This window comes from Sphingopyxis indica (genome assembly GCF_032879645.1).
Classification (GTDB): Bacteria; Pseudomonadota; Alphaproteobacteria; order Sphingomonadales; family Sphingomonadaceae; genus Sphingopyxis; species Sphingopyxis indica.
In genome coordinates this window covers 1,136,325-1,162,140 of record NZ_CP076394.1, presented here as the reverse complement: position 1 = coordinate 1,162,140, position 25,816 = coordinate 1,136,325, and the positions used below count along the sequence as shown (strand labels likewise).

Sequence of the window (25,816 nt, the reverse complement as noted above, 5' to 3'; positions counted from 1 at the left end):
CTTCCCTTTCGCAGCCGTCGAAGTCGCCGTTGCAGTCTCGCGGGGACTACACCTGTCCATATTCGGCCCGCAATTGCATTTTGTCGATCTTGCCGGTCGCCGCGAGCGGCATCGCATCGACGCGTACCACCGCGTCGGGCATCCACCACGAGGCGATCCGCCCGGCGAGCGGCGCGAGCAGGTCTTCGTCGCTGACCGCGCCGCCATGGGTTTCGACGAGCAGGATCGGCCGCTCGCCCCATTTGGGGTCGGGCCGCCCGATCACCGCCGCGAGCGAGACTTGCGGGAGCGCCCCGACGAGCGCCTCGATCTCGGCCGGGTTGATCCATTCGCCGCCCGATTTGATCAGATCCTTGGCGCGGCCGGTGATGGTCAGATTGCCGCCGCTGTCGATCCGCGCGAGGTCGCCGGTGTCGAACCAGCCGTCGGCGTCGGTCGCGGGCTCGCTCTGCCCGAAATAGCGTTCGACGACGGTGCCGCCACGCACGCGCAAATGACCCTCGGCGCCGCGCTGTTCGGGCAGCGCGCGGCCCTCGGCATCGGTCAGGAGCAGGTCGATGCCGAGCGCGGGGCGCCCCGACAGCGACGCCTTTCGCTGCGGATCGCCGGGCAGCGCCGCAGTGCCGAGCGGCGACAATTCGGTCATCCCCCAGCTCGTCTGCACCTCGGCCCCCAGCCGCGTTTCGATCCGCTCCATCAGCGCGGGCGGCATCGACGAGCCGCCGACGAGGATGCGCTGGAGCGTCGGCACCTCGCCGCCCTCCGCCTCGAGATGTTCGACGAGGCCGAGCCACACCGTCGGCACCCCGGCGGCCGCGGTCACGCCCTCCGACCGGATCAGCCGCGCGAGGCTGGCGCCGTCATTGTGGCGACCGGGCAGGACGAGCTTCGCCCCCACCGCCGGCGCGGCGAAGGGCAGGCCCCAGGCGTTGGCGTGGAACATCGGCACCACCGCGAGGATCGCATCGCGGGGCGTCGGGCCGAGCACATCGGCCTGAAGCTGGCGCATCGTATGGAGATAGCAGCCGCGGTGGGTATAGGTGACGCCCTTCGGCGCGCCCGTGCTGCCCGAAGTGAAGCACAGGCCCGAGGGTGTGGTCTCGTCGAAGTCACCCCACTCGCACCCGCGCGGCGCGGCATCGACGAGCGGCGCAAAGGCGTCGGCGCCCGCTTCGCCCGCGTCGGTGTCGAGCAGCAGGATGCGCCGCAAGGCGGGGAGGTTCGCGCTCGCCTCGCGCGCCAGCGGCAGCAGGTCGGCGCTTGCGAGCAGAACGCGCGCTTCGGACTGTGCGAGCATCGCGCCGATCTGCGCGGCGGTGAGGCGCGGGTTGAGCGTGTGGCAGATCGCGCCCATGCCCATGATCCCGTACCATGCCTCGACATGGCCCTGCGTGTTCCACGCGAGCGTCGCGACGCGGTCGCCGCGGCCGATGCCGAGTTCGCGCAAGGCCCCCGACACGCCATGCGCGCGATCGTGGAGCGCGGCATAGGAAATGCGATGGACGCTCGCGCCCTCCCCGCCCGACACGACCTCGGCGTCGGGATGCCATTTGGCGGCGTGGGAGAGGAATTTGTCGAGCGTCAACCGGTAGGATTGCATCGATCCGTCGATCATTGGCATCCCTCGGCCTTTGGCGGCAGCGGCGGCGATGCCAGGCCGACGTTCCAGTTCCACGGCATGTCCCCGGCGGCGCGGCGGCGGCAGACCACCGCCTCGTGCAGCGCGGCGGTGCCGGGGAAGAGATTGTGCGCGGCTTTCGGTTCGTCGGCAAAGTGCATGAAGCCGCGGTCGTCGGCATAGTCGGGCCAGGCGGGCGCGTCGCTTGCCTGCGGCCGCCCGCTTTTCGCAAAGCTCGCCCAATAATCGCCGATGACGCGGATCAGTTTGCGCTCCGCGAGCGTGTCGGGGATTTTCGGCCACAGCTCGGGCGTCTTGCCCGTGGTGCCGAAGACATAGGGCAGCTCGGCGGCGTGGAAAGCGTGCAGCCCCCATTGCTCCATCGCCGGATAACCATGGTCGAAGATATAGAAATAGGCCGCCTGACCGAGCGCTGCCTGGTTCGAGGCGAGCCGTTCGGCGGTCCAGCCGTACATCGCGTCGCGCGTCGCGGCGAGCATCGAATCCTCGATTGTCTCCGCCGGATAGCGCGCGAGGAAGGCCTCGGCGAATTCGCCATAATTGGCGCGGATCGTCGCTTCATATTCGGCCGCATCGGCGGGCGGCTTCGGCAGCAGGAAGCGCAGCGAGCGGATCTCGCCGCTGTTGAAGCCGGCGAGGATCGGCACCGGCGCCTGCTCGCCGCGGTCGAAACTTTCGACGAGCTGGCGCGTGACGGTCTTGCCGTCGATCGCCGGGAAAGGGAAATAGCCCGCTTTCGCCGCGTCCTCGGCAATGGCTTCGGCGGGGAGCGCGCGAAGCGCGGCAAGATCGCTGGCGCCGAGCTTCGCGGCAAGCGCGGCGCCTTGCGCCTCGGCGGGAACCATGCCGTTGACCCTGTCGCGCAGCGCCGGCGCGGACACCATATAGCCGCTTTCGACAATCGCCTTGGCGAACAGGCCGCGCGCCGCGGGCGCCGCCATCAGATACATGACGCTGAGCGCGCCCGCCGATTCCCCCGCAATCGTGACATTCGCCGCATCGCCGCCGAAAGCGCCGATGTTGCGCTTCACCCATTGAAGCGCCGCGATCTGGTCGAGCAGGCCGTAATTGCCCGATACATGATCGGGCGATTCGGCGCTGAGCGCGGGATGCGCGAGCCAGCCGAACGCGCCGAGCCGATAGTTGATCGACACGACGATCATCCCGCGCTTCGCGAGCGCGCTGCCGTCATAGAGCGGATCACCGCCCGACCCGCTGACGAGCGCCCCGCCGTGAATCCACAGGAACACCGGCAGATCCTTCGCCCCCTCTGGCGCCCAGATATTGAGCGAGAGGCAATCCTCGCTCATCGCGGGCAGGTCCCAGCTGTAGATGCTCGCCGCGCGCGGCCCGGGCTGCATACACGCCGCGCCGAATTCGGTCGCGTCGCGCGTCCCCTGCCAGCTTGCCGCCGGCTGGGGCGGCGTCCAGCGCGCCGCGCCGACCGGCGGCGCGGCATAGGGTATGCCCTTGAAGCTGCGGATGCCGTCGACCTCCACGCCCGCAACCGAACCCGCCGGCGCGTCGACCACCGGCCGCTCCGCCGCCGAAGCGGCCCCGGAGAGCAGGGCCGCAGCGATGAGAGCAAAGGCGCGCAGACGAACGTTCATCATTGGTCGTCCCCCGATCAGAAGCGATAATCAGCGCGCACACCGACCGTCCGCGGGCGCATCCGGGCATAGCGCCCATCGAGGAACGCCTCCGGATGGACATAGGTGATCGAGGTGTCGTCAAAGAGATTTTCGACATAGGCGGTGAGGCTCACCGCGCCGAGCTTCGTCCCCGCGGTCAGGTTCACATTCGTCCAGGCGTCGGTGAAATCATAGGTCGGGCTGACCGCCGCCGGATTCCCCGGCACATTGGGGAACTGGTTGGGGAAGGAATCGGCGTGCGAGACATTGACCGCGCCAAAAGCCGATTTGCCGTCTCCGATTCCGAAGTCATAGCGCAGCGTCGCCGATCCCTGGAAGTGCGGCGAGGCGAGCCGCGTGCCGAGTTCGGCGCCCGAAATCGCCGCCTCGGAATCGGTCAGCTTGTTGACCTTCGCATTGTTCAGCGAGCCGTTGACCGACAGGCTGAGCCCCTCGACGGGCCGCGCGAGAAATTCGAATTCGACGCCATAGCTTTTCGCGCCGCCGATGTTGGTCGCGAACTGGATCGAGTCCGACACGCGGTTCGCCTGGACCTGAATGTCCTGCCAGTCGATATAATAGGCCGCGACATTGGCGGTCAGGTCGCCGCCGAGCCATCGCCCTTTCAGGCCGACCTCATAATTGGTGACGCTGTCCGACTTGGCGCCGTCGGGAATCACGAGGTCGTTGGGGTCGATCTGGCTGACCAGTCCGGCGCGCGCGTTGACGACGGGGGTGCGGAAACCCGTCGAGACCGTGGCATAGGTGGTCAGGCTCTCGCTCGGCTTCCACGATGCACTCGCTTTCCACGACAGGCGATCGTCGGACACTTTCAGCCCTTCGGCATAGGGGATCGGCGTCATGCCGCTGAACGGCGGGACAAAGCCGCCGCAGAGCGCGGTGAATTCTGTACAATAGGCGACGGTCAGATAGTTGCTGTTATAGCCGCCCCCGCGCGTGAAGCTCTGCACCTTGGTATTGCCGTAACGCAGGCCGCCGGTGACCCAGAATTTGTCGCTGAGATGCCAGGTCAATTCGCCGAAGCCGGCGATCTCGCTCTGGTCGGTATAGCTGTTGAAGCGCTGATAATATTCGTCGGGCAGCCCGACGATGCCATGCGCGTCGAGATAGTCCTGCGTCGAGCGATAGGCGAAGTCGACGGTGCGCCGCTTGTCGTAAAGGAAGAAACCCGCGACCCATTCGAACGGCCCGTCGCCGCGCGACACGAGCCGCGTTTCCTGCACGAACAGATCGTCATAGCCATAGGCGTCGAGCGCGAAGGGAAAGGCCTGACCATAGGTTCCCGCCAGGTCGACATAGAAGGACGCGTCATAGTCCGACAGCGTCGTCGAACTGATCAGCTCGGCGAAATCGAACTCGTAATTGACCGTGATATTATAGTTGGTGAGCTTGCCCTGGAACAGGTCGGGCCGGTCCGAATTGCGCACGAACTTGCCGAGATCGGGGTTGGTCAGCGACGAATCGGCGGGCTTGCTGTTCTCGTAGGAAACGAGCAGCTTGACCCGCATCCGGTCGCTCGGCTGCATCAGCAGCGCCGCGCGGCCGCCATAGGCTTCGAGGCTGTTCGAATCCTCGATGCCGGTGCCGATATTGTCGATCCAGCCGTCTTCGTTGCGATAATAGCCGGTCACGCGCAGCGCCACCGCGTCGGTCATAAGCGGCAGGTTGAGCATCGCATTGTAGCGCTGACGCAGCGAGCTCGATCCGGTGAGGCCGAGATCGACATTGGCCGACGCCTCGAAATCGTCGAGGTCGGGACTTTTGGTGATGATCCGCATCGCACCGGCGAGCGAGTTCGATCCGAACAGCGTCCCTTGCGGACCGCGCAGAAATTCGACGCGCTCGACATCGTAGAGGTTGGGATCGAGGATCGTCGAATTGCCGTTCGCCGAAATCGGCAGTTCGTCGACATAGATGGCGACCGCGCTCTGAAGGCCCGCGCTATAGCCGTTGGTGTTGATGCCGCGGCTGGTGAAATTGTTGAAATTCTGCGTCGGCCGGTTGACGACGATGCCCGGCGTATTCTGCGCGATCCCTTCATAGCCGACGATGCCCAGATCATCGAGATCGTCCTGATTGAAAGCAGTGACGCTGAGCGGCACGTCCTGCAGGCGGACGTCGCGCCGGGTGGCGGTGACGATGATTTCCTCGCGGTCTCCGCGCTCGCCGGCGGTGGCGGCCGCAGTGGCGTCGCCACCGGACTGCCCGTCGTCGGTCTGGGCCATTGCGGATGCGGGTAGTGCAAAAAGCGCGCCCGCCGCGGCGGACGCAAGAAGCTGAACCTTCATACAGACTCTCCCTCCGAACAGCGATCTTCGTCGCTGTCTCGACGCGCCTTATGCGGTCGATTCTCGCACGAGTCAATATTCACTATCTCGTGTGTGAATGTAATATGGAGCCGATATAAAGAATTCTTTATATCCCTATTGACAAGATATGCCCTCGGCCTATCCTGAAGCGGTCGAGGTTCTTCGCGTCGCCCCGTGCGCCGCGAAGCTAAGACGGGAAGCCGGTGGAAAGCCGGCGCTGCCCCCGCAACTGTAAGCGGTGAGCGGCGGTCGAAAAGCGTCACTGGTCCGCAAGGGGCCGGGAAGGCCAGACCGCCGCGGCGATCCGCGAGCCAGGAGACCTGCCTCGTCAGATACGTCCTCCGGCGGGGTGTCCGGTCAGGCCGCATGCATGGCTGCGCCCGACCCTTGCCTCGCGGGCGCATCGCGATGTGCATGTTCGTCCGGCTGTCGCCCTTGCCCCCTGCAAGGTGTTCGAACCATGACTGTCAGCGTTGCCACTTTGGGTTTTCCTCGCATCGGCCTGCGCCGCGAACTCAAATTCGCTCTCGAATCCTATTGGGCGGGCAAATCGGGCCTCGCAGAGCTGCGCGAGGCCGCCGCCGGGCTGCGCATCGCCAACTGGGCGCGGCAAAAGGCGCTGGGTGCCGACATATTACCGTCGAACGATTTCTCGCTCTACGACCATGTGCTCGATACCAGCGCGCTGATCGGCGCGGTCCCGGCGCGCTATGACTGGGACGGCGAGACGGTCGACAGCGACATCTATTTCGCCATGGCGCGCGGAACACAGGGCTCGCGCGTCGGGGGCTGCCGGCACGGCCGCGACGCGACCGCGCAGGAAATGACCAAATGGTTCGACACCAACTATCATTTCATGGTTCCCGAACTGACCGCCGGGCAGCGCTTCCGCATCGCCTCGACCAAGATTTTCGACGAGTTTGAGGAGGCGAAGGCGCTCGGCTATGCCACCCGTCCCGTCCTCCTCGGCCCGGTGAGCTATCTGATGCTGGCAAAGGGCAAGGCGGTCGAACCGCTTGCCCTGCTCCCCGCCCTGCTCGACGTCTATGCCGACATATTGGCGCGGCTGGCGAAGGCGGGGGCCGAATGGGTCCAGATCGACGAGCCCTGCCTCGTCCTCGACCTGACCGCCGGCCAGCGCACCGCGTTCGAGCGCGCCTATGCGCGTCTTGCCACCCGCGGCCCGCGCCTGATGCTCACCACCTATTTCGGCGGGCTCGGCGACAATCTCGATCTCGTCGCCGACCTGCCCGTGCACGGCGTCCATCTCGATCTGGTGCGCGCGCCCGGCCAGCTCGAAGCGGCACTCGCGCGGCTGGCGCCGCATATCCTCCTCTCGCTCGGCGTCATCGACGGCCGCAACGTCTGGCGCGCCAATCTTCCCGACCTCTATTGGCGGCTCAAGGACCTGGCGGCCGGGCGCGACCTCATCGTCGCGCCCTCCTGTTCGCTTCTCCATGTGCCCGTCGATCTCGCCTCCGAAACCGCGCTCGACCCCGAAATCGCCCAATGGCTGAGCTTCGCGGCGCAAAAGATCGAGGAACTGGCGGCGCTTGCCAAGGCGCTGAACGAGGGTGAGGACGCGAGTTTCAGCGCCTTCTCCGCCTCGCGCATCGCGGCGGTCGCGCGCCGGACCTCGCCCAAGATTCACGATCCCGATGTCGCCGCGCGTCTCGCCGCGCTCGACGAGACGGCGACGCGCCGCGAGACGCCCTTCGCCATGCGCCGCGAAGCGCAGCAAAAACGCCTCGCCCTGCCCGCCTACCCGGCCACGACGATCGGCTCCTTTCCGCAAACGGCCGACGTGCGAAAGGCGCGCGCCGCGCATATCCGGGGCGAGATCGACGATGCCGCCTACGCCCGATACCTGCGCACCGAAACCCGCGCCGCGGTCAAATGGCAGGAGGAAATCGGTCTCGATGTGCTCGTCCACGGCGAGTTCGAGCGCAACGACATGGTGCAATATTTCGGCGAGCAGCTTTCGGGCTTCGCTTTCACCCGCGGCGGCTGGGTGCAAAGCTACGGCTCGCGCTGCGTTCGCCCGCCGATCCTCTATGGCGACGTTTCGCGCCCCGCCCCGATGACGGTCGAGTGGTGGCGCTATGCGCAGGACCAGACCGATCGCCCGGTGAAGGGCATGTTGACGGGACCGGTCACCATCCTCAACTGGTCCTTCGTCCGCGACGATCAGCCGCGCGCGACGAGCTGCCGCCAGATTGCGCTCGCGATCCGCGACGAGGTGCGCGATCTCGAAACCGCGGGCGCGGCGATCATCCAGATCGACGAGGCGGCGCTTCGCGAAGGCTTGCCGCTGCGCCGCGACGAATGGCAGACCTATCTGGACTGGGCCGTCGAAGCCTTTCGCATCGCCTCGTCGGGGGTGCGCGACGACACGCAGATCCACACCCATATGTGCTATTCGGAATTCAACGACATCATCCGCGCAATCGGGAACATGGACGCCGACGTCATCTCGATCGAGACCGCCCGGTCGCAGATGGAACTGCTCGACGCCTTTGCGTCCTATGCCTATCCGAACGATGTCGGTCCGGGCGTCTATGACATTCACAGCCCGCGCATTCCGGCGACAAGCGAAATGACCGGCCTGCTTGACCTCGCCGGCCGCCATGTGCCGGCGGCGCAGCTCTGGGTGAACCCCGATTGCGGGCTCAAGACGCGCAAATGGGACGAGGTGCGCCCCGCGCTCGTCGCGATGGTCGCGGCGGCAAAGGCGATGCGCGCCCGCGAGATCGTGCGGGAGGCCTATGATGCAAAGTGACGCCATGCCGGATGACCAGCCCGCGGTCCGCGTCACCGCCATGCCCGCGAACGCCAATGTCTATGGCGATATTTTCGGCGGCTGGCTGATGGCTCAGATGGACCTCGCCGCCTCGTCGGTCGCGTCGCTCCACGCGCGCGGCCGGGCGGTCACCATCTCGGTGGAGGGCATGTCCTTCCACCGTCCCGTCTTCGTCGGCGACGAACTTTCGGTGTTCGGCCGGCTGGTCAAGGTCGGCCGCACCTCGATGCACGTCGAGGTCGAAACCTGGGCGCGCGACCGGCACTCCGAGGAAGGGCACAAGGTCACCCAGGCGGTCTTCGTCTTCGTCGCGGTCGGCCCCGACCGCCGGCCGCGCGCGGTGCCGGCGCTGCCGGACTAGGTCAGCCCCCACCCGGCGCGAGCGTCGTCCATTTCGCGTCGCCGGCGCTGTTTTCGACCATCGCCTCGACGAACGCCATCGTTCGCAGGCCGTCGCGCGCGCCGGGGAACCAGCCCGCGTCGCCGCGTGCGGGCGGGGCGGCGGCGCCCGCGCGCACCGCGCGGCCGAAACTGCGATAGAGGTTGGCGAACGCCTCGATATAGCCTTCGGGATGTCCCGCCGGCGTGCGCAACTGCGCCATGGTCGCAGGATCGAGGCCGGGGCCGCCGGCGCGGACGATCTCGGCCGGGCGGTCGAGCCAGCGCAGCGTCAGCGTGTTCGGTTCCATCTGCGACCAGTCGAGCCCGCCCCGCTCGCCATGGATGCGCAGGCGCAGTCCGTTTTCGTCGCCCGCCGCGATCTGGCTCGCCTTCAGCACGCCGCGCGCACCGCCTGCGAAACGCAGCAGCGCCGCGACATCGTCGTCGAGGCGGCGGCCGGGGACATGGATGGTGAGGTCGGCGCTCAGCGCGTCGACCGCCAGCCCCGACACATGCTCGGCAAGCTGAAAGGCGTGGGTGCCGATATCGCCGAGGCAGCCGCCGAGGCCCGCGCGTGCGGGATCGGTGCGCCATTCGGCCTGCTTGTTGCCGTCGCGGTCGATCGGGGCGCTCAGCCAGCCCTGCGAATATTCGACCTGCACCAGCCGGATCGCGCCGAAATCGCCGCGCGCGACGCGCAGACGCGCCTCCTCGATCAACGGATAGCCGCTATAGGTGAAGGCGAGACCATAGAGCTTGCCGCTGCGCCGCGCCGCGGCGTCGATAGCGCGCGCTTCGGCGAGGCTCATCGCCATCGGCTTTTCGCACAGGACATGAAAGCCGGCATCGAGCGCGGCGATCGACATCGGCGCGTGCAGATGGTTCGGGGTCACAATGGCGAGCGCCTGCATTCGCTGGTCCGCGGGCAGCGACGCTTCGCCGGCGAGCAGGGCATCGAAGGACGCATAAGCGCGCGCCGCATCGAGACCGAGCGCCTCGGCGCTGCGCCGGCTGCGTTCGGCATCGCCGCTGAACGCGCCGCACACCAATTCCCATTCGCCATCGAGCGCCGCAGCCATCCGGTGGACCGCTCCGATGAAGGCGCCCTCACCGCCGCCCGCCATTCCGTAGCGAAGTTTCGCCCGCGCTCCCATTCGTATTCTCCCGAGACATATTTCCGAAAAACGATTGCTTAACTCGATTCGCGATGGTTACATGTCTCGACCGGCTGTTGCCAGACAGGAGAGGATAATGAAATTTAGGGTCGTGCTGCCGGTAGTGGCAACACTTTTGGTTGCGCTAACATTTTTTGCGCCGCCAACAGCGCGTGCAGGTGCGGGTCAAAATGCCGGGGCGCAGGCCTTTGCCGCGTGCCGGGCCTGTCATACGCTCGAGGCCGGCGGCAAGAACGGCGTCGGGCCCAATCTCCACGGACTCTTCGGCCGCAAGGCGGCGTCGGCACCGGGCTTCAATTTCAGCCCCGCGCTCAAGGCCTCGAAAATCCAGTGGACCGACAAAACCCTCGATGCCTATCTGACTGCGCCGACCAAGCTGGTTCCGGGCACGCGCATGTTCGTGAGCGTCCCCGATCCCGCGCGGCGCGCCGCGCTGATCTCCTATCTCAAGACCGAAACGTCGAAATAATCGAAAGGGGCAGCGGCATGAAGGGACCGGCGATTTTCCTCGCGCAGTTCATGGGCGACGCGGCGCCGTTCGATACGCTGCCGTCGGCCGCGCGCTGGATGGCCGATGCGGGCTATGCCGGCGTCCAGATCCCGACGTGGGACAGCCGCTGCATCGACCTTCGCCAGGCCGCCGAAAGCCAGGATTATTGCGACGAGCTTGCCGGCACCTGCCGCGAGGCGGGGGTCGAGATCACCGAGCTGTCGACGCATTTGCAGGGCCAGCTCGTCGCGGTCCACCCCGCCTATGACGTGGCGTTCGACGGTTTCGCGCCCGAGGCGCTGCGCGGCAAGCCCGCCGAGCGCCAGGCGTGGGCGGTCGAGCAATTGCACCTCGCCGCGCGCGCGAGCCGGCGGCTCGGCCTCGACGCCCATGCGACTTTCTCGGGTGCGCTCGCCTGGCCCTATCTCTACCCATGGCCGCAGCGCCCGGCGGGGCTGGTCGAGGAAGCCTTCGCCGAGCTGGCCAAGCGCTGGCGCCCGATCCTCGACGCCTTCGACGAACAGGGCGTCGACCTCGCCTATGAAATCCATCCCGGCGAGGATCTGCACGACGGGGTGACGTTCGAGCGCTTCCTCGCCGGTGTCGGCGATCATCCGCGCGCCAATATCCTCTACGATCCCAGCCATTTTGTGCTGCAGGCGCTCGACTATCTCGAGTTCATCGACATCTATCACGAGCGCATCCGCATGTTCCACGTCAAGGATGCCGAACTCAACCCGACGGGGCGCTCGGGCGTCTATGGCGGCTATCAGGACTGGGTGGACCGTCCGGGGCGCTTTCGCTCGCTCGGCGACGGGCAGGTCGACTTCGGCGGCATCTTCTCGCGCCTCACCCAATATGGCTATTCGGGCTGGGCGGTGCTCGAATGGGAATGCTGTCTGAAGCATCCCGAGGACGGCGCGCGCGAAGGCGCGCCCTTCATCGCGGCGCACATGATCCGCCGCGCCGACAAGGCGTTCGACGATTTCGCCGGCGGCAGCGATCCGGCGCTCAATCGCAAGCTGCTGGGGCTCGACTGACGCCAGCGCGGCGCGCGATCAAAAACAATAAAGGGGAGAGTGCAGGATGGCGGGGACAGTACACAAGGGACGATTATTCTGGCTCGGCGTGCTCGCGCTGTTCACCGCGGCCGCGAGCCTCGCGATCCGCGGTGCGATCGCGAGCGGGCTCAAGGGCGAATGGATCGACCCGATCGCGCCGCTGCACGCCGGCGAACTCGTCGCCGCCGCGCTCGGCGCCGCCTTCCTCAGCTTTTCGATCACCCTGTTCGTCGCGAGCGCGCTGCTCGACCAGCTCGGCATGAAGCGGTGCCTGATCGGCGCCGGCCTCTGCTTCGTCGCCGGCCCGCTGATGATCGTCACCGCGGGCCATGTCGCGAGCGGAATGGGCATCTATACGCTGGTATGGCTCGGCATGCTGCTGAGCGGCATCGGCTGGGGGCTCACCGAGGCGACGATCAATCCGCTGACCGCACAGCTTTATCCCGAGGATACGACGCACCGGCTCAACGTGCTCCACGCCTGGTTTCCCGGCGGGATCATCGTCGGCGGGCTGACCGGATTCTTCTTCTCGGACGCGCTGCCGTGGCAGGGGATCATGGCGCTGGTGATGATCCCCGCCGCCGCGACGGTGCTGATCGCCGCGACGACCGCCTTTCCGCCGCCGCTTCGTGAACAAAGCGGCGTCAGCTTCGGCGAAATGCTGAGCGAGGTGTTCCGCCGTCCGAGCTTCTTCATCTGGTTCGGCGCGATGTTCCTGACCGCCGCGTCCGAACTCGCGCCCGGCCAGTGGATCGACGTCGCGCTGTCGAACCGCGTCGGGATGCGCGGCATATTGCTGCTCGTCTATGTCAACGCGCTGATGTTCATATTCCGCCATTTCGCGGGGCGGCTCGCGAACCGCATCTCGAACCCGGGGCTGCTCTGGGTGTCGAGCCTGCTCGCGGCGATCGGGCTGTTCATGCTCAGCCAGGCGCAGTCGCCGGTTACGGCGATCCTTGCCTCGACCGTCTGGGGTCTCGGCGTGTGCGTGATGTGGCCGACGATGCTCGCTTCGGTCGCCGAACGCTATCCGCGCGGCGGATCGTGGGCGATGGGGCTGGTCGGATCGGCGGGCGCGCTCGCCAGCTTCTTCGTCCTGCCGCAGCTCGGCGCGATGTACGACGCGGCGAAGGTCGAGTTCGCCGGCGGACCCGAAGCCTTCGCCGCCCTGACCGGCGCAGCGAAGCTGGCGGTCGAGGATGCCGCGGCGTCGCTGTCCTTCCAGCGCCTCGCGATCCTGCCGCTGATCCTGCTCGCGGTGTTCGGCTTCGTCTGGCTGCGCGAGCGTGGCAAGTCGCGCGCGGCGCTCGCGGGTGAGGCGGCATGAGGCTGTCACGGCGTTCGGTGCTGGCGGGAAGCGTCGCCGCGGCGGGAGCGGCGGCGGTTGCCCGCGCCGCCCCGGCGAGCAACGCTCCGCGCTTCTCGCTCGGCTACGCCCCGCACGAAGGCAGTTTCGCGAGCCGCGGCGACCGGCTCGAACAGATCGCCTATGCCGCCGATCAGGGCTTCACCGCGTGGGAGGATAATGAGGCGGCGGGGCGCCCGGTCGCCGAGCAGACGGCGATGGCGCGGGCATTGCAACAGCGCGGGATGACGATGGGCGTCTTCGTCGCGAGTATGCCGCGATGGGGCGATTTCCGCCCCCAGCTCGGCGGCGGCGACGATACCGACCGCGAGGCCTTTCTGTCCGACATCCGCGCCTCGATCGAGGTCGCGAAGCGGCTCGACGCGAAATGGGCGACGGTCGTTCCGGGCTTCCTCGACCGCCGGATTCCGGCCGATATCCAGACCGCCCGGATCGTCGACACGATGCGCCGCGCCGCCGAGATCGTCGAACCGCACGGGCTCACGCTGGTGATGGAGCCGCTCAACACGCTGGTGAACCATCCCGGTGTTTTTCTGCAAACGATCCCGCAGGGCTTCGCGGTCGCGCGGGGCGTGAACAGCCCCGCGGTGAAGATATTGGCGGACCTCTATCACGAGCAGATCCAGGCAGGGAATCTGATCAACACGCTCGACGCTTGCTGGAACGAGATCGGCTATATCCAGTTCGGCGACAATCCGGGGCGCAACGAGCCGGGCACCGGCGAAATCAACTATCGCAACATCGTCCGCCGGCTTCGCGCGAAGCGCTACGCCGGCGTGATCGGCATGGAACATGGCAATTCGGTCGAGGGCCGCGCGGGCGAGGAGCGGCTGGTCGCCGCCTATCGCGCGATCGACGCGGCATGAGGAGGAAAAGCGTGAGACGGATAGGTTGGGCCGCCGCGATGGTCGCCGCGGCGCTGGCGGGAAGCGGCGGCATGGCGCAGGACAGGCCGGGGTTCAAGGATACCCCGATGCTGCCGGGCGGCGATTGGCATGTCCACGATTCCGACCGCCCCTATCCCGAGGTGGTGACGCCGGGCGCCGAGCCCGGTGCCGCGCCGTCCGACGCGATCCGGCTTTCGCCCGATGCCTGGACCGCGACGGGCAAGCCGTGGGTCGTCGAAAAGGACGTGATGACCGTGCCGGCACGCGGCGAGGGCGAGGCCGAGAGCCTGCTTGTCAGCAAGCAGAGCTTCGGCGACGTTCAGCTCCACCTCGAATTCCGTTCGCCGAGCCCGCCGCAGCACAGTTCGCAGGACCGCGGCAACAGCGGCATCTGGTTCATGCAGCGCTATGAAATCCAGATACTCGACGGCTATCAGAACGCGACCTATGCCGACGGGACGGTCGGCGCCATCTATGGCTGGAAGCCGCCGCTGGTGAACCCCTCGCGTCCGCCCGGCGCGTGGCAAAGCTATGACATCATCTTCGAACGCCCGCATTTCGCCGCCGACGGCACGCTCGAACGTCCCGCCTACATCACCGCCTTTCTGAACGGGGTGCTGGTGCAGAACCGCCAGCCGTGGCTCGGCACGACCATCTGGCGACAGGTCGGCCATTATGAAGCGCATGGCGACGCCGCGCCGCTCCAGCTTCAGGATCACGGTTCGCCGGTATCGTTCCGCAACATCTGGGTCCGCCCGCTTCCGGCGGCCGCGAAAAGTCACGACGAAGGAGACCCCCGGTGATCGACCGCAGAGACGCCCTTGCCGGCATCGTCACGATGTTCGGTGCCGCGCTGTTCGCGCCGATCGCGCGCGCCGCGTCGGGCAAGATACCGGTGATCGACACCGGCCCGCCGAGCAGCGCCGTGTTCACGGCAGGACAGCGCGCGCTGGCGACTGCGCTCAGCGAGCGGGTGATCCCCACCACCGACACGCCCGGCGCGATCGCGGCGGAGGTGCCCGCTTTCATCGAAAAGCTGCTCGCCGACTGGGCCATGCCCGAAGACAAGGCGCCGATCCTCGCCGGCCTCGATGCGATCGAGGCGCGCAGCCGGCGCGATTACAAGGTCGCCGCGGCCGAGGCGACGCCCGAACAGCAGGATGCGCTGCTGACGCTCGCGATGAACGGCGCGCTGCCCGGCGGCGCCGACTTCTTCGACAAATTCCGCCAGCTCGTCATCACCGGCTATTACACGTCGGAGATCGGCATCACGCAGGAGCGCGAATATCTGCCCGTGCCGGGCGAATATGACGGCGCTTTCCCCTATTCCAACGTCAACAAGGTCTATTCGTCATGAGCATGAACCGACGTCAGCTGCTCGCGGGCGGCACGCTTTTGGCGGCGGCCTTCGCCGCAGGACCGCTCGCTGCAACGGCGGCAAACGCATTGCGAAAGATCGGGCTCCAGCTTTACACGGTGCGCGAAATCTTTGCGGCGGACCCGATCGGCACGCTCGAGAAGGTGGCGAAGATCGGCTATCGCGAAGTGGAATTCGGCGGCGGCGGTTATGATGCGATGGACCATGCCGCGCTGCGCGGGGCGATGGACCGGCTCGGGCTGACCGCGCCGTCGATCCACGTCGGCTATGACGCGCTCGCGGGGCAGTTCGACGCGGCGGTGACGATGGCGCGCACGCTCGGTGCCGACACGATTGTCCTGCCGTGGATGGATTCCAAATATCGCGAACCTGCGGCGTGGCGCACCGCGCTCGCCGATTTCAACCGCTTCGCCGCGCGGCTGAAGGATGCCGGACTCGGCTTCGCCTATCACAATCATGATTTCGAATTTCTCGTGAAGGATGGCGAGACGAGCCTGTTCGACATGCTGCTCGCCGAACGCGATCCGGCGCTGGTGCAGATCGAGCTCGACCTGTTCTGGGCGGTGAAGGCGGGGCAGGATCCCAAGGCGCTGATCCGCCGCCTGCCGGGCCAGATTTACGCCTATCACGTCAAGGACATGACGGCAGGCGGCGATATGACCAGCGTTGGCAAGGGCGTGATCGACTTCGCCGACATCTTCACGCTCAACGACGTCGCGGGCGTGCGGCACTTCTATGTCGAGAACGACCAGGCGCCGGCGCCCTATCTGCCCGACATCACCGCCAGCTTCACGACACTCAGCCGCCTTCGCGCCTGATCCGACCACCGGAGGATATGCATATGACTGCGACGAATCAATATGACGCGATCGTTGTCGGCTCGGGGGTCAGCGGCGGCTGGGCGGCGAAGGAGCTGACCGAAAAGGGGCTGCGCGTGCTGATGCTCGACCGCGGCGTGATGGTCGAGCACGGCGCCGACTATAGCTATGACGGCAAGCCCGCCTATGAGATTCCGGCGCGCAACATCATGCCCGAGCCGCTGATCGAGAGCGACTATTTCATCGCCACCCACGGCTATGTCTCCCCCGCGAGCCAGAAATTCTACAACAACGACCGGCTCAACCCCTATGCCTATGACGAGGGGGAGAAATTCTACTGGATCCGCCCCGGCGCGGTCGGCGGCAAGTCGCTGATCTGGGGGCGCTGGAGTTTCCGCTGGAGCCCCGAAGATTTCGAGGCGAACAAGCGCGAGAATGTCGGGATCGACTGGCCGATCCGCTACGACGACCTCGCGCCCTGGTACAGCTATGTCGAAAAATATGCCGGCGTGTCGGGCAGCCGCGAGAATCTGCCGCAGCTCCCCGACAGCGAATTCCAGCCGCCGATGCCGATGAACATCGCGGAGAAATGGCTCAAGGAGCGGCTCGAGGCGACCTCGCCGGGACGCAAGCTCATCCACGCGCGCTTGTCGAACATGACCGAGGACAAGCCCGACCAGGGCCGCAGCCGCTGCCAGTTCCGCAACCAGTGCGGGCGCGGCTGCTCGTTCGGCGCCTATTTTTCGACGCAGGCGGTCACATTGCCCGCCGCGCGCGCGACCGGGCGCCTGACGCTGCGCGCCGACGCTGTCGTCTCGAACCTCGAATATGATCCGAAGGCCAGGCGCGTGACCGGCGTGCGCGTCGTCGATGCAAAGACCGGGGTTGCCGAGATCATCCCGGCGCGCCTCGTCTTCCTCTGCGCCTCGGCGATGGCCTCGACGCAGATCCTGATGAACTCGCGCATCCCCGGAACCGGCAAGAGCCATTTCGATACAAGCGGCACCCTCGGCCGCTATGTGATGGACCATATCTTCCGCGTCGGCATCTCGGGCGAGATCCCGGGCATGACCGACTATATCGAATATGGCCGGCGTCCCGGCGCGGTCTATATCCCGCGTTTCCGCAACGTCGGCGGCGAAGAAGGCGTCGGCTTCCGCCGCGGCTATGGCTATCAGGGGTCCGCCTATCGCAACCCCGCCTGGCCGCAGGGCTTCGGTGCCGCGATGAAGCACGGGATGCGCCGATATGACTCGTGGAAATTCGGCATGGGTGCGTTCGGCGAATGCCTGCCCTATGAGGATAATCGCGTCAGCCTGCACCCCGACAAGGTCGATCGCTTCGGCGTCCCGCTGATGCGCTTCGACGTCACCTTCCGCGAGAATGAGCTCAAGATGATGAGCGACGCGCGCACCGAAGGCGAAAAGATGCTGCGCGCCGCGGGCCTCATCAATGTGCAGAGCGAGCGCAAGGAGCATGTTCCGGGCGACGCGATCCACGAAATGGGCGGCGCGCGCATGGGCACAGACCCGCGCGAATCGGTGCTGAACAAGTGGAGCCAGGCGCACGACGCGAGCAATTTGTTCGTCACCGACGGCGCGCAGATGGCCTCGATTTCGTGCGTGAACCCGTCGCTGACCTTCATGGCGCTGACCGCGCGCGCGGCCGACCATGCGGTGAAGCAATTGCAGGCGGGCGCGATCTGAAACAAAGAGACGCCCGGCTGCCGCCGAATATCCCGCAAATCGGGCAGACGCCCGTGCCAGCGTGGCCGCGACGGCTCGAGGATATACGGGATTTTGGTAGGGAGGAGGGACTGAAATTATAGCATTGAAAGTATTGATTTTATTTGCAGATTTTAGTTCGCCTCTCCGCGAAAGCCCCCAAAAAGGCCCTAATAATTCTAGCCTTCAAAGGTAATCGAACCGACTCCCAAGAGCATCGCGCAGTAGTGGATGCTCGACTCTACTCCCGATGCGCGAGCACAACTCTACGACACCGCGCGAGTGCGCGTCCGATATGCTTCTCGACGGCCTTGTTGCTGATCCCAAGTTCGTCGGCGATCTTCCGATATGTCATGCCACGCAGGCGGTGCATCAGGAATATACGCCGGGTCTTTCGCGACAAGGGGCGAAGCGCCCGCCGGAAGGCCCTCCGCAATTCAATTGCTTCGACATGCCGCTCCTGCTCAGGCGCCAACGGTGCATCGCAGGTTTCGTCGAACTGACAGGCCATGCCTCCCTCGCGCATGATCTTTCGCGCTCGCTCGATCAGCAGATTGTGCGCTATTCGCGCTAGATAGGGGCGCGGATATTCGACCCGATCGAACGCGCCACTTCGAAGCAACCGCGTAAAAGCTTCCTGCACAAGATCGGGCGCGGCATCACGCCCGATCCTCCTCCGGAAGTAATGGAACAACCACCCTCGCTCGGCGCGATAGAAGGCAGCAAAATCAGTCCCCGAACCGGGCGAGGCAAGAGTTTGCTCCTGTTCTCGAACATCGGCGGCGCGCTCGCGCCCGACATATGCACCGGTCAACATTGCGCAACAGTCGCGGCGCGGCAGCGCGCGAGGGCCTGCACCATGTGATAATCGACGGTGGCGATGCTGATGTCGAGTTCCGCCGCGATCTCCTTGTAGCTCATGCGCTTCACCCGGCGCATCACGAATACGCGCCGCGTCTTCGGCGGCATGGCGCGAACGGTCTGCCGGTAGAGACGAAACAGGTCGATCGCTTCGGTCCGCCATGTCTGGTCGGCACGCGACGACGCGTCGCGCTCGTCGTCGAATGGAAAGAAGATCGGCATGCCGTGCCGTTTCCGGCGCGTGCGATCGATCAGCAGGTTGCGGGTGATCCGGGAAAGATAGGCGGCCGGGTTTTCCACGCGGCCCAGCGCCTCGCTGCGCAGAAAGCGCGCGAACACCTCTTGCACCAGATCGGGCGCCTCGTCGGAGCCGACCCGGCGCCGCAGCTTACGCAACAAGCGCCTATACTCGGTGCGATATAGGTCCTCGAAGGCGGCGGTTGAAGCGGGCGCGATCATGCCCGGGCTCCCTTGCGTTCGCGCTCGTTCAGCGGCGCATCGCGCGAGGCCCGGTAAAGGGTGATACCTGCTTCGATCCGGTCGAGGATGAAAGTGTCACGCTCGGCCTTGGCGATGCGAATGTCGGTGCGGGAATAGAGTTCGAGGCTGACCGCGCAGCGATCGCCAACCTCGCTGTCGATGATTTCGCGGGCGCGGGTCCAGCAACATTCCTCTTTGAAGAGCGGATGATTGACGACGATCCACAGTTCGTAATCGGAAAAGTTGATCGTCTGGTCGTCTTCATACCACGACCGCCGCGCATAGGGGCCGATCAGGATGATCCGCCTGATCTGGCCCGGCTCGGGGGCCTGCACCTGATCGGGATCGAAGAAAGCGCGCAGGATGCGCGTGATCCGCTCGATCTCACCCTGCTTGCGGCGGATGAGATGATCGACGCGCGCCATCACGACCTCGCGCGCGTAGAAGTCCTTCGGTTTCGGGGTAGTCATTTGCAGCTCGCACAGCGGCGGTCCGCGCAATCGTGCGCAGATGTGCAAGCGGTGTCCGCTGCGCGCCGCTAGAGCGGTCTACAGCAACTGCCCGACCCTCGGCCGGACCTGCATGATGCTGGCAGGATAATCCTCGGGATGGCCGCCAGTCATTCCATCCCGTGGACGGGATTATGTCAGAATCGGGGACTCCCGGCAAGCCGGTGGGCGGGGCGCTAGGCGGACGCCGCCAACTTTTCGAGCTCAGCGATCCGGTCGGTGCAGACCTGATGGATGACGCGGCCGAGTTCCTCGACCCGTTCGCCGAGCCAGGTCAGCTCCTCCTCGCTGATCTTGTAATGCTTGGAGTAGCGCGCCTTGGTGTAAGCCTCTTTCAGCTTCTGAAACATCGCGCGTTCGCGATGGGTTCCCTCCGGCCAAATGCCGTACAGGCGACGGTCCAGCCCTTCGGCGAGGGAACGCAGGAAGGCGATGTTGTGGTTATACGGGGTGTAAAATGTCAGCGTAAGGAGGAGGCCTTGGTAGAGCCGCTCCGTGGCTTGGTGTAAATCGAAAGCCGCCTTTTTCAGCTTTCCGCGGGCTTGTGCGTCCTTGAAGCCCTCATAAAAGTCAACGGAGCCGGAAATCTCTTCTGCGAAATACTCCCGCGCCGCCACCAAAGCCTGAGCCGGCGTTTTAGGCTTGGGCGTCGCCAACTCACTGCCATCGGTTTCGTAAATCGCGATGCCATCCTTCGCGACCTCCATGAAGAAGACGCGGCCATGCGCGAGCCCATCGTTCACCTCATGCAGCGAATGGACGATGAAGTTGACGGGCGTTGGAAGCGTTTTCTCGATCGTATAGGCCCGGATCAACCGTTCCTCGGCCTTCGCCCAGTATGCGGCACGATCGGTCAGCTCTTTCTGGCTGACGATGACGAGGATGTCATAGTCGGATTTATACTGGTTCGCCGATGCGGGCGCATCGACCCAATCGCCGCGCGCATAGCTACCGAACAGGATAATCTTGAGAATTCGCGCCCTCTTTCGCGGGCCGGTCGCATTTTCCGTCGCCGCACCGAATTCGTCGAAGATGATCGCGACGATGCGCTCAAGCTCGCGCTGCTTCGCGGCAGGAAGATGATCAATGTCGGTGCGCATAGACCTGCGAATCTTCGAGCAATCGCCGTCCATTAGCAAGAGTTATCGCGACCCGTTCCTGCGACAGAACGTCACCTAGAAGGCAAAAATTACGCAGCGGCTACAACACCGTGATTTGAATCAGACCGGACGCGGTGACAAGAGTTTGGCAGGCGGGGAAAAGTATTCAGGCCGCGACCGAATGGAGCGGTCTGCGCACGGGATCGGGTGGGCGGGCAAACGAAGTGGTCGCCCCGGACAGGGGCGGGCCATGGTAGCCACAAGGCTGACCGACAGGGGAAGCTGCACAAGTTGAAAACGCGAAAGCGCACGCGATTGACACCTGACCTGGCCAAGCCAGTGAATCGACGAATGAGTCCCGTGACGGTCGTGGTTGCTCGATCAGGAAGATATGATCGCTGTCTCGCCGGATGCCTGGGCGAGCACTGCAGCCCGGATGTCGTCATCGTCGAAAATGGCGTCCTCCAGCCCTTTCGCCCCGGTGAAATCGGCCTCAAGGATGTTCTCGGTGTCACGGAAATCGGCGTTCTTGAAGCGGCACCCTTTGAATGAGGTTTGCCGAAGATCGGCGTGGTAAAGCGGGCCGTAGCTGATTTGCGCGCAAGCCGGCGAGCCGTCTTCGTCGTCCCAATATTCCAAATGTGTTTCCGGCGGAGGCACGGTCCAGTGAAGTTCAGCCCCGTTAAATTTCGCTTGGCTCAAGTCACATTCGACAAACGAACAGTCTTTGAAACATGAAAAGTTGGTGTCCAAGTCTCCAAATCCGGCAAATGGATTATACGGCGAGAAGGTGACGTTGTGGCAATTCAGGTGATCGAACGAGACTCTATCCAGTTTGACCGAGCTGTCCCCAAACTTCTCTCCCCATCGTCCGTCATAAAAAGTCGAACCTTCGATGCTCTGGATACCACTGCGGGCAAAGCTAAAATTGGTCAGGCGTGCGCCTGCCAAGTCCAGAGCAAACTCACTCATGCGATTCAGACGGCGGATGGCCCCGGCGATCCGCAAATGCGCCTCGGGGTGATCCCACCGCTTGTAATCGTCAATCACTTCGCGCTGGCGGCTGATGTCCTGACGCTTGTTGCGGCGCTGCTCGAACAGCGCGAACGCGATCAGGATGAAGAAAACATCCAGTGTCATCCCGCCCATTTCAGGCCAGAGATTGCTAGGGTCTTGCGGCTGCCAAAGCCACCACACGTAGGTGATCGTGGCACAGACGACGAACAAGCCAATCGCCATTGGGAAGTTGGTATCGTGCCAGAAGGTTCGCCAATTCGCGGCGGCGGGTGAGGTTGCCAGCCCTTTGCGCCATATCTGAAGGCGGGACGGCTTACGGCGCATGAACATCGCGGATCTGCCGGAGTGCCCGATTGAAGAAGTGGCGCGTGGCCTTGTCCCGCGCCTCTGCGTCCGTCAGCACGATGTTGCGCATTTCGTTATCGCGTTGAAACATGCGGATCGCGCCTCGGAAGAAGGCTTGGGCGAAGGCGGTGTAAACAACGTCCGGCGGATTGTTGCGCAACATTTGCGCAAGATCGTCGCCCAAAATCTCCTCGTTCACCTGCTCGAAGCGGGTCATGTCGGCTTCGGAAAACTGCGTTCCATGACGCTCGTTGAACGCCTTGACGATCTCGGACAGCTCCTTCTTCTCGTCCTCGGTGTAGGGCTTGGCCCCGAACTCGCTGATCGCTTTGAGCGCCGCCGTGTCGCCAGCTGCAAGCGAAGCGTCGTCCTGCTCCTTCCGCTCAACCTTGAATTTTTGTAGCTGGAGCATGTCATCGGTGATTTCGATTTCGGGGGGGATTTGGCGGTTGGGAAGCAGGCGGGCCAGCCATGCGCCATAGGAATAGAGCTTTTCCAAGCTCGTATCCTCAAGCTTCATCACTTGCGCGATGAAGCTGTAAAAGCGCATATAGCTGCGCAGAAGTTGGCGGAACTCTTCCTGCCGCCCCTCGTCGTCATCGGCTTCAAACCGGGCGACGGCCTGACGGACAAGCCCTTCCAGCCGAGCACGGTCGCCGCCGTCGAGCGGCCCCTTATAATAGGTCGCCGCGAACCGCTCGATCTCGTCCATGTCGAGATAGGCGAATTTAAACAGCCGTCCTTCGAGGTCGTAAACGAGATTGGGGTCGGAATTGGCTTCGAGCGCCGTCACCTCGAAGTAGGGCCGGAAGGCGTCCTGTATGTCTTCGATGGTATTCTGGAAGTCGAGGATGAAGGTCCGATCCTTTCCGGGCCGAGTGCGGTTCAGGCGCGACAGGGTTTGCACTGCTTGTAAGCCCGCTAGCTTACGATCCACATACATGGCGCAGAGCTTAGGCTGGTCGAAGCCGGTCTGGTATTTCTCGGCGACGATCAGGATTTGATACTGTTCGGGATAGGGGGTGCCGTCCGGCTTAAAGCCGTCGAAGCGGCCCGGCAACTCGGTTTCGGCAAAGCCCGTCAGGTCGGCTTCGGTGTAGGTTTGGCCATCGAAGGTCAACTCGCCCGAGAAAGCGACAAGCGTGCGAAGGTCGGTATAGCCCTGCGCGTTGATGTAGTCGCGCACGCCGAAGAAGTAGCGCAGCGCATGATCGCGGCTGCCGGTGACGATCATGGCCTTGGCCTGCCCATCCATCATTTTGGCGACATGACGGCGGAAATGCTCAACGATAATCTCGACCTTCTGGCCGATGGCGGTGGGATGCAGGTTGGCGTAGCGCGCAACCCGGCGCTGGCCGCGTCGGCCGCTTAACTGCGGGTCATCTTCGATGGCCTTTTCCAGTTCATAGTAGGCCTTGTAGGTCATGTAATTCTGAAGAACGTCCAGAATGAAGCCCTCCTCGATGGCCTGACGCATCGAATAGAGGTGGAAGGGGTGCGGAAGCCCGTCAGGGCCTTTGGTGCCAAAGCGTTCCAGCGTGACATTGCGCGGTGTGGCGGTGAACGCGAAGAAACTTATATTCGCCTGTGGACCGCGTGCCTTCTGATAGGCGGCGATCATGTCCTCGATGTCGTCACTGGAATCCGCCTCGCGCGTGAGCGCGTCAGTCATGGCCTGGGCGGATTTGCCGGACTGGCTGCTGTGCGCCTCGTCCACGATGACGGCGAAGGTGCGATCACCCTGACCGGAAATCTCTTTGAGATGCTCGGTAGAAAACTTCTGGATCGTGGTGACAATAATGCGCGCGCCTTTGGCGATAGCCTGTTTGAGCTGCTTCGACGTGCCGTCGATCTTCCGCACGACGCCCTGAGTCTGCTCGAACTGCGAGACGGTGCTTTGAAGCTGGCGGTCCAGCACAATACGGTCAGTGACGATGATCGCGGTGTTGAACACCGCCTTGTCGTCTGCGTCATGCAGGTTGATCGCATGGTGTGCGAGCCAGCCGATGGTGTTGGACTTGCCTGAACCGGCGGAGTGCTGGATCAGGTAATTGCGTCCTGCGCCGAACTGACCCGCGTGCGCCATGAGCTTACGCACGGCGTCAAGCTGCTGGAAGCGCGGAAAGATCAGGGCCTCAGTCTTGCCGCTGGTGTCGAGGTGGATGAAGCGCCCGATGATGTCGAGCAACACAGCGCGGGAGAATATCGCCGCACCCCATTCGCCAGAACTGTAGAGATAAGCGACGCGGAACTCATCGTCGATATCGGGATTCCCCGCCCCGCCATCACGGCCCCGGTTGAAAGGCAGGAAACGGGTGCGGCCATTCTGCAGCCGCGTGGTCATAGAAACGTTGTCCTCATCAAGCGCGAAATGGACCAAGGCCCCGCGCTTGAAGGTCAGCAGCGGTTCACCCGCTGGCGAGCGATCCTGCCGGTATTGCTTTTCGGCGTGGCGGAAATTGGAGCCGGTGAGGAGGTTCTTGGCCTCCATCGTGGCGATAGGAAGGCCGTTGAGGAACAGGGCTACGTCCAGCCGCCCCCCGTGCCGTTCGCTGTATTCGACCTCTTTCATCACCGAGAGGATATTGGCCTCGTATTCGGCGACGCGCTTGGGTTCCAAAGCGCTGGCGGGTCGGAAATAGCAGAGGGCGAACTTGATGCCGGGGACAATCTTGATCCCCTGCCGCAGCACGTCCAGCAGACCACGATCCTTGAGGGATTTTTCAAGCTGCTTGAAAAATGTGTCCCCCGCCGCTGCGGTGTAATGCCCTTCCAGCTTGGCCCATTCATCGGGCTGAGTGCTTTGGACGAAGCGTAGCACCAATGGCTTGTCCATCGCCAGCGCACGGTCGTAGTCGGCCTTGGCATCGCGCAATTCAAAGCCCCCACCCGCGACAAGCCGGGCAATCAGGTGATCTTGCACTACCTGTTCTTTGTGGACGTTATGGGCGGCGGTGCTCATGCGGCGGCCTCTTTGTTGGGGGCGCTGGCGGCACGCGCCTTCTGATAGTCGCGGCTCTCGACAAGAAAATCACAGAGGGCGAAGGCCGCATTAACGGCCAGCTTGGCGTGATGCCGCGCGGGATTGAAGCGACGGGCGTGGCGGTCGCTGCCCTTGTTGGCCATTTCGTAAAGCCCGCCGATCAGTGACTGGAAGCCGCCCACAATCGGCTTTAGCGGTTCCTCAAGTTTGGCTGGATCAAGGTTCAAGGACGGCTGTAGCGCCTTGTAGAGCGCCCTGATGTCGCCCTCGGTTTCCTTGAAAGCCGTGGCCGTTTCGGTGAGCAAGAGCTTCAACAGGTGCTCAACCAAGGTGTAAGCGTTGGTGATCGCGCCGGAATAGTCACCGGATTCGATCTTCTGGTTGGCCTTGCGCACCTGCTCCGTGACGGCTTCGTAGCTGATGGCAACGAGGCTCGTCGGTGCCAAAACAGCCGGTCCAAGCGGGATGACTTCAAAACGCGGATTGATCCTGACTTCCCTATCCCCCTCCATCCAGCCGTAGTCATCTTTCATGACAAGCCGGAAGCCATCGCGGGACAGGACTCGATTGAACTGATAGGCGGCATCCTCGGCGTTGAAACCATCTTCGCCGATAAAATCGAAGGCGGCGGACACGATTCTCTTCATCGTGTCCGTGCCGTTGAACTTGTCCAACTTGCCCCGTGCGAATTGGGCGCGGGATGGAAAGCCCTGCCCGTAGAGGTCGCCTTCGCCGAAATCGTTGAAGAAGCCGACAAGCTGGGGGCCGGAACGATACTGGCTTTTGTGGGAATCGCCCGTGATGATCCCGGTAAGGTGTTCGAGGGCTTTGGTAGTCAATC

The 25,816-nt window shown here is 64.4% G+C and carries 21 protein-coding genes and 1 riboswitch; of the genes, 10 read left to right on the top strand and 11 right to left on the bottom strand.

All coding sequences use genetic code 11. The features are described from left to right. Window positions 1-46: 46 nt before the first annotated feature. From KNJ79_RS05655 to KNJ79_RS05645, 3 genes are read right to left on the bottom strand one after another with little or no spacing between them, the layout of a single operon-like run. Window positions 47-1,615, bottom strand: a complete 1,569-nt coding sequence (locus KNJ79_RS05655) for an AMP-binding protein (protein ID WP_317153154.1) — start codon at window positions 1,613-1,615, stop codon at window positions 47-49. Continuing rightward, on the bottom strand, window positions 1,612-3,252 hold the full coding sequence (locus KNJ79_RS05650; protein WP_317153153.1) for a carboxylesterase/lipase family protein: 1,641 nt from the start codon (window positions 3,250-3,252) through the stop codon (window positions 1,612-1,614). Before KNJ79_RS05650 ends, KNJ79_RS05655 begins: the two co-directional genes overlap by 4 nt. Before the next feature lie 14 nt (window positions 3,253-3,266). Further along, window positions 3,267-5,516: a TonB-dependent receptor gene (locus KNJ79_RS05645; RefSeq protein ID WP_317153152.1), complete on the bottom strand. Its 2,250-nt coding sequence runs from the start codon at window positions 5,514-5,516 to the stop codon at window positions 3,267-3,269. A gap of 222 nt (window positions 5,517-5,738) precedes the next feature. Further along, window positions 5,739-5,942, top strand: a riboswitch (cobalamin riboswitch). Between the two features lie 118 nt (window positions 5,943-6,060). On the opposite strand from KNJ79_RS05645, the gene metE reads away from it, so the two are divergent. Then, on the top strand, window positions 6,061-8,379 hold the full coding sequence (gene metE / locus KNJ79_RS05640; protein WP_317153151.1) for a 5-methyltetrahydropteroyltriglutamate--homocysteine S-methyltransferase: 2,319 nt from the start codon (window positions 6,061-6,063) through the stop codon (window positions 8,377-8,379). Then, window positions 8,366-8,761, top strand: coding sequence for an acyl-CoA thioesterase (locus tag KNJ79_RS05635; protein ID WP_317153150.1), 396 nt, complete (start codon window positions 8,366-8,368; stop codon window positions 8,759-8,761). The genes metE and KNJ79_RS05635 overlap by 14 nt, the downstream gene beginning before the upstream one ends. Window position 8,762: 1 nt before the next feature. Here the strand turns inward: KNJ79_RS05635 and KNJ79_RS05630 are convergent, their stop codons facing one another. Then, entirely contained in the window at window positions 8,763-9,935 is a 1,173-nt protein-coding gene (locus KNJ79_RS05630) for a Gfo/Idh/MocA family protein (protein ID WP_317153149.1), read from the bottom strand. Between the two features lie 97 nt (window positions 9,936-10,032). On the opposite strand from KNJ79_RS05630, the gene KNJ79_RS05625 reads away from it, so the two are divergent. Genes KNJ79_RS05625 through KNJ79_RS05590 form a run of 8 tightly spaced genes read left to right on the top strand, consistent with a single transcriptional unit; the run spans window position 10,033 to window position 17,662 of the window. Next, window positions 10,033-10,425, top strand: coding sequence for a c-type cytochrome (locus KNJ79_RS05625; protein ID WP_089215607.1), 393 nt, complete (start codon window positions 10,033-10,035; stop codon window positions 10,423-10,425). Window positions 10,426-10,442: 17 nt separating this feature from the next. Beyond that, complete coding sequence (locus tag KNJ79_RS05620; protein ID WP_317153148.1) at window positions 10,443-11,486, top strand: sugar phosphate isomerase/epimerase family protein; 1,044 nt, start codon at window positions 10,443-10,445, stop codon at window positions 11,484-11,486. Window positions 11,487-11,532: 46 nt separating this feature from the next. Next, complete coding sequence (locus tag KNJ79_RS05615) at window positions 11,533-12,834, top strand: MFS transporter (protein ID WP_317153147.1); 1,302 nt, start codon at window positions 11,533-11,535, stop codon at window positions 12,832-12,834. Continuing rightward, window positions 12,831-13,739, top strand: coding sequence for a hydroxypyruvate isomerase family protein (locus KNJ79_RS05610; protein ID WP_317153146.1), 909 nt, complete (start codon window positions 12,831-12,833; stop codon window positions 13,737-13,739). The genes KNJ79_RS05615 and KNJ79_RS05610 overlap by 4 nt, the downstream gene beginning before the upstream one ends. A gap of 11 nt (window positions 13,740-13,750) precedes the next feature. Beyond that, window positions 13,751-14,563, top strand: coding sequence for a 3-keto-disaccharide hydrolase (locus KNJ79_RS05605; RefSeq protein ID WP_245836647.1), 813 nt, complete (start codon window positions 13,751-13,753; stop codon window positions 14,561-14,563). Continuing rightward, window positions 14,560-15,117 (top strand): gluconate 2-dehydrogenase subunit 3 family protein, encoded by a 558-nt coding sequence (locus KNJ79_RS05600; RefSeq protein ID WP_317153145.1) that lies wholly within the window; start codon window positions 14,560-14,562, stop codon window positions 15,115-15,117. Before KNJ79_RS05605 ends, KNJ79_RS05600 begins: the two co-directional genes overlap by 4 nt. After that, window positions 15,114-15,956 carry a sugar phosphate isomerase/epimerase family protein gene (locus KNJ79_RS05595; protein ID WP_317153144.1) on the top strand — a complete coding sequence of 281 codons (843 nt, stop codon included), beginning with the start codon at window positions 15,114-15,116 and terminating at the stop codon, window positions 15,954-15,956. Before KNJ79_RS05600 ends, KNJ79_RS05595 begins: the two co-directional genes overlap by 4 nt. A gap of 23 nt (window positions 15,957-15,979) precedes the next feature. Next, window positions 15,980-17,662, top strand: coding sequence for a GMC family oxidoreductase (locus KNJ79_RS05590; protein WP_317153143.1), 1,683 nt, complete (start codon window positions 15,980-15,982; stop codon window positions 17,660-17,662). 259 nt (window positions 17,663-17,921) lie between these two features. Here the strand turns inward: KNJ79_RS05590 and KNJ79_RS05585 are convergent, their stop codons facing one another. The 7 genes from KNJ79_RS05585 to KNJ79_RS05555 all read right to left on the bottom strand — a co-directional run bounded on the left by KNJ79_RS05585 (window position 17,922) and on the right by KNJ79_RS05555 (window position 25,814). Then, the gene (locus tag KNJ79_RS05585; RefSeq protein WP_317153142.1) at window positions 17,922-18,497 is read right to left on the bottom strand and encodes an RNA polymerase sigma factor; all 576 of its coding nucleotides are present in this window, start codon (window positions 18,495-18,497) and stop codon (window positions 17,922-17,924) included. Next, the gene (locus KNJ79_RS05580; protein ID WP_317153141.1) at window positions 18,491-19,000 is read right to left on the bottom strand and encodes a sigma-70 family RNA polymerase sigma factor; all 510 of its coding nucleotides are present in this window, start codon (window positions 18,998-19,000) and stop codon (window positions 18,491-18,493) included. Before KNJ79_RS05580 ends, KNJ79_RS05585 begins: the two co-directional genes overlap by 7 nt. After that, a complete protein-coding gene (locus KNJ79_RS05575; protein ID WP_317153140.1) occupies window positions 18,997-19,491 on the bottom strand; it encodes a hypothetical protein in 495 nt (164 codons plus the stop codon). Before KNJ79_RS05575 ends, KNJ79_RS05580 begins: the two co-directional genes overlap by 4 nt. Window positions 19,492-19,706: 215 nt before the next feature. Beyond that, window positions 19,707-20,630, bottom strand: coding sequence for a nucleotidyltransferase and HEPN domain-containing protein (locus KNJ79_RS05570; protein WP_317153139.1), 924 nt, complete (start codon window positions 20,628-20,630; stop codon window positions 19,707-19,709). Window positions 20,631-21,011: 381 nt separating this feature from the next. Continuing rightward, window positions 21,012-21,977 carry a pentapeptide repeat-containing protein gene (locus tag KNJ79_RS05565; RefSeq protein WP_317153138.1) on the bottom strand — a complete coding sequence of 322 codons (966 nt, stop codon included), beginning with the start codon at window positions 21,975-21,977 and terminating at the stop codon, window positions 21,012-21,014. Further along, a complete protein-coding gene (locus KNJ79_RS05560; protein ID WP_317153137.1) occupies window positions 21,961-24,954 on the bottom strand; it encodes a type I restriction endonuclease subunit R in 2,994 nt (997 codons plus the stop codon). Before KNJ79_RS05560 ends, KNJ79_RS05565 begins: the two co-directional genes overlap by 17 nt. Further along, window positions 24,951-25,814: an abortive infection family protein gene (locus KNJ79_RS05555; RefSeq protein WP_317153136.1), complete on the bottom strand. Its 864-nt coding sequence runs from the start codon at window positions 25,812-25,814 to the stop codon at window positions 24,951-24,953. The genes KNJ79_RS05560 and KNJ79_RS05555 overlap by 4 nt, the downstream gene beginning before the upstream one ends. Between the last annotated feature and the right edge of the window lie 2 nt (window positions 25,815-25,816).

Excerpts from the sequence above, each read along its gene's own strand:
- KNJ79_RS05580 (WP_317153141.1), bottom strand. The coding sequence starts at position 19,000 with ATGATCGCGCCCGCTTCAACCGCCGCCTTCGAGGACCTATATCGCACC.
- KNJ79_RS05655 (WP_317153154.1), bottom strand. The coding sequence starts at position 1,615 with ATGATCGACGGATCGATGCAATCCTACCGGTTGACGCTCGACAAATTC.
- KNJ79_RS05595 (WP_317153144.1), top strand. The coding sequence starts at position 15,114 with ATGAGCATGAACCGACGTCAGCTGCTCGCGGGCGGCACGCTTTTGGCG.
- KNJ79_RS05590 (WP_317153143.1), top strand. The coding sequence starts at position 15,980 with ATGACTGCGACGAATCAATATGACGCGATCGTTGTCGGCTCGGGGGTC.
- KNJ79_RS05570 (WP_317153139.1), bottom strand. The coding sequence starts at position 20,630 with ATGCGCACCGACATTGATCATCTTCCTGCCGCGAAGCAGCGCGAGCTT.
- KNJ79_RS05645 (WP_317153152.1), bottom strand. The coding sequence starts at position 5,516 with ATGGCCCAGACCGACGACGGGCAGTCCGGTGGCGACGCCACTGCGGCC.
- KNJ79_RS05560 (WP_317153137.1), bottom strand. The coding sequence starts at position 24,954 with ATGAGCACCGCCGCCCATAACGTCCACAAAGAACAGGTAGTGCAAGAT.
- KNJ79_RS05565 (WP_317153138.1), bottom strand. The coding sequence starts at position 21,977 with ATGTTCATGCGCCGTAAGCCGTCCCGCCTTCAGATATGGCGCAAAGGG.
- KNJ79_RS05630 (WP_317153149.1), bottom strand. The coding sequence starts at position 9,935 with ATGGGAGCGCGGGCGAAACTTCGCTACGGAATGGCGGGCGGCGGTGAG.
- KNJ79_RS05610 (WP_317153146.1), top strand. The coding sequence starts at position 12,831 with ATGAGGCTGTCACGGCGTTCGGTGCTGGCGGGAAGCGTCGCCGCGGCG.
- KNJ79_RS05615 (WP_317153147.1), top strand. The coding sequence starts at position 11,533 with ATGGCGGGGACAGTACACAAGGGACGATTATTCTGGCTCGGCGTGCTC.
- KNJ79_RS05620 (WP_317153148.1), top strand. The coding sequence starts at position 10,443 with ATGAAGGGACCGGCGATTTTCCTCGCGCAGTTCATGGGCGACGCGGCG.
- KNJ79_RS05635 (WP_317153150.1), top strand. The coding sequence starts at position 8,366 with ATGATGCAAAGTGACGCCATGCCGGATGACCAGCCCGCGGTCCGCGTC.
- KNJ79_RS05585 (WP_317153142.1), bottom strand. The coding sequence starts at position 18,497 with ATGTTGACCGGTGCATATGTCGGGCGCGAGCGCGCCGCCGATGTTCGA.
- KNJ79_RS05650 (WP_317153153.1), bottom strand. The coding sequence starts at position 3,252 with ATGATGAACGTTCGTCTGCGCGCCTTTGCTCTCATCGCTGCGGCCCTG.
- metE (WP_317153151.1), top strand. The coding sequence starts at position 6,061 with ATGACTGTCAGCGTTGCCACTTTGGGTTTTCCTCGCATCGGCCTGCGC.
- KNJ79_RS05575 (WP_317153140.1), bottom strand. The coding sequence starts at position 19,491 with ATGACTACCCCGAAACCGAAGGACTTCTACGCGCGCGAGGTCGTGATG.
- KNJ79_RS05625 (WP_089215607.1), top strand. The coding sequence starts at position 10,033 with ATGAAATTTAGGGTCGTGCTGCCGGTAGTGGCAACACTTTTGGTTGCG.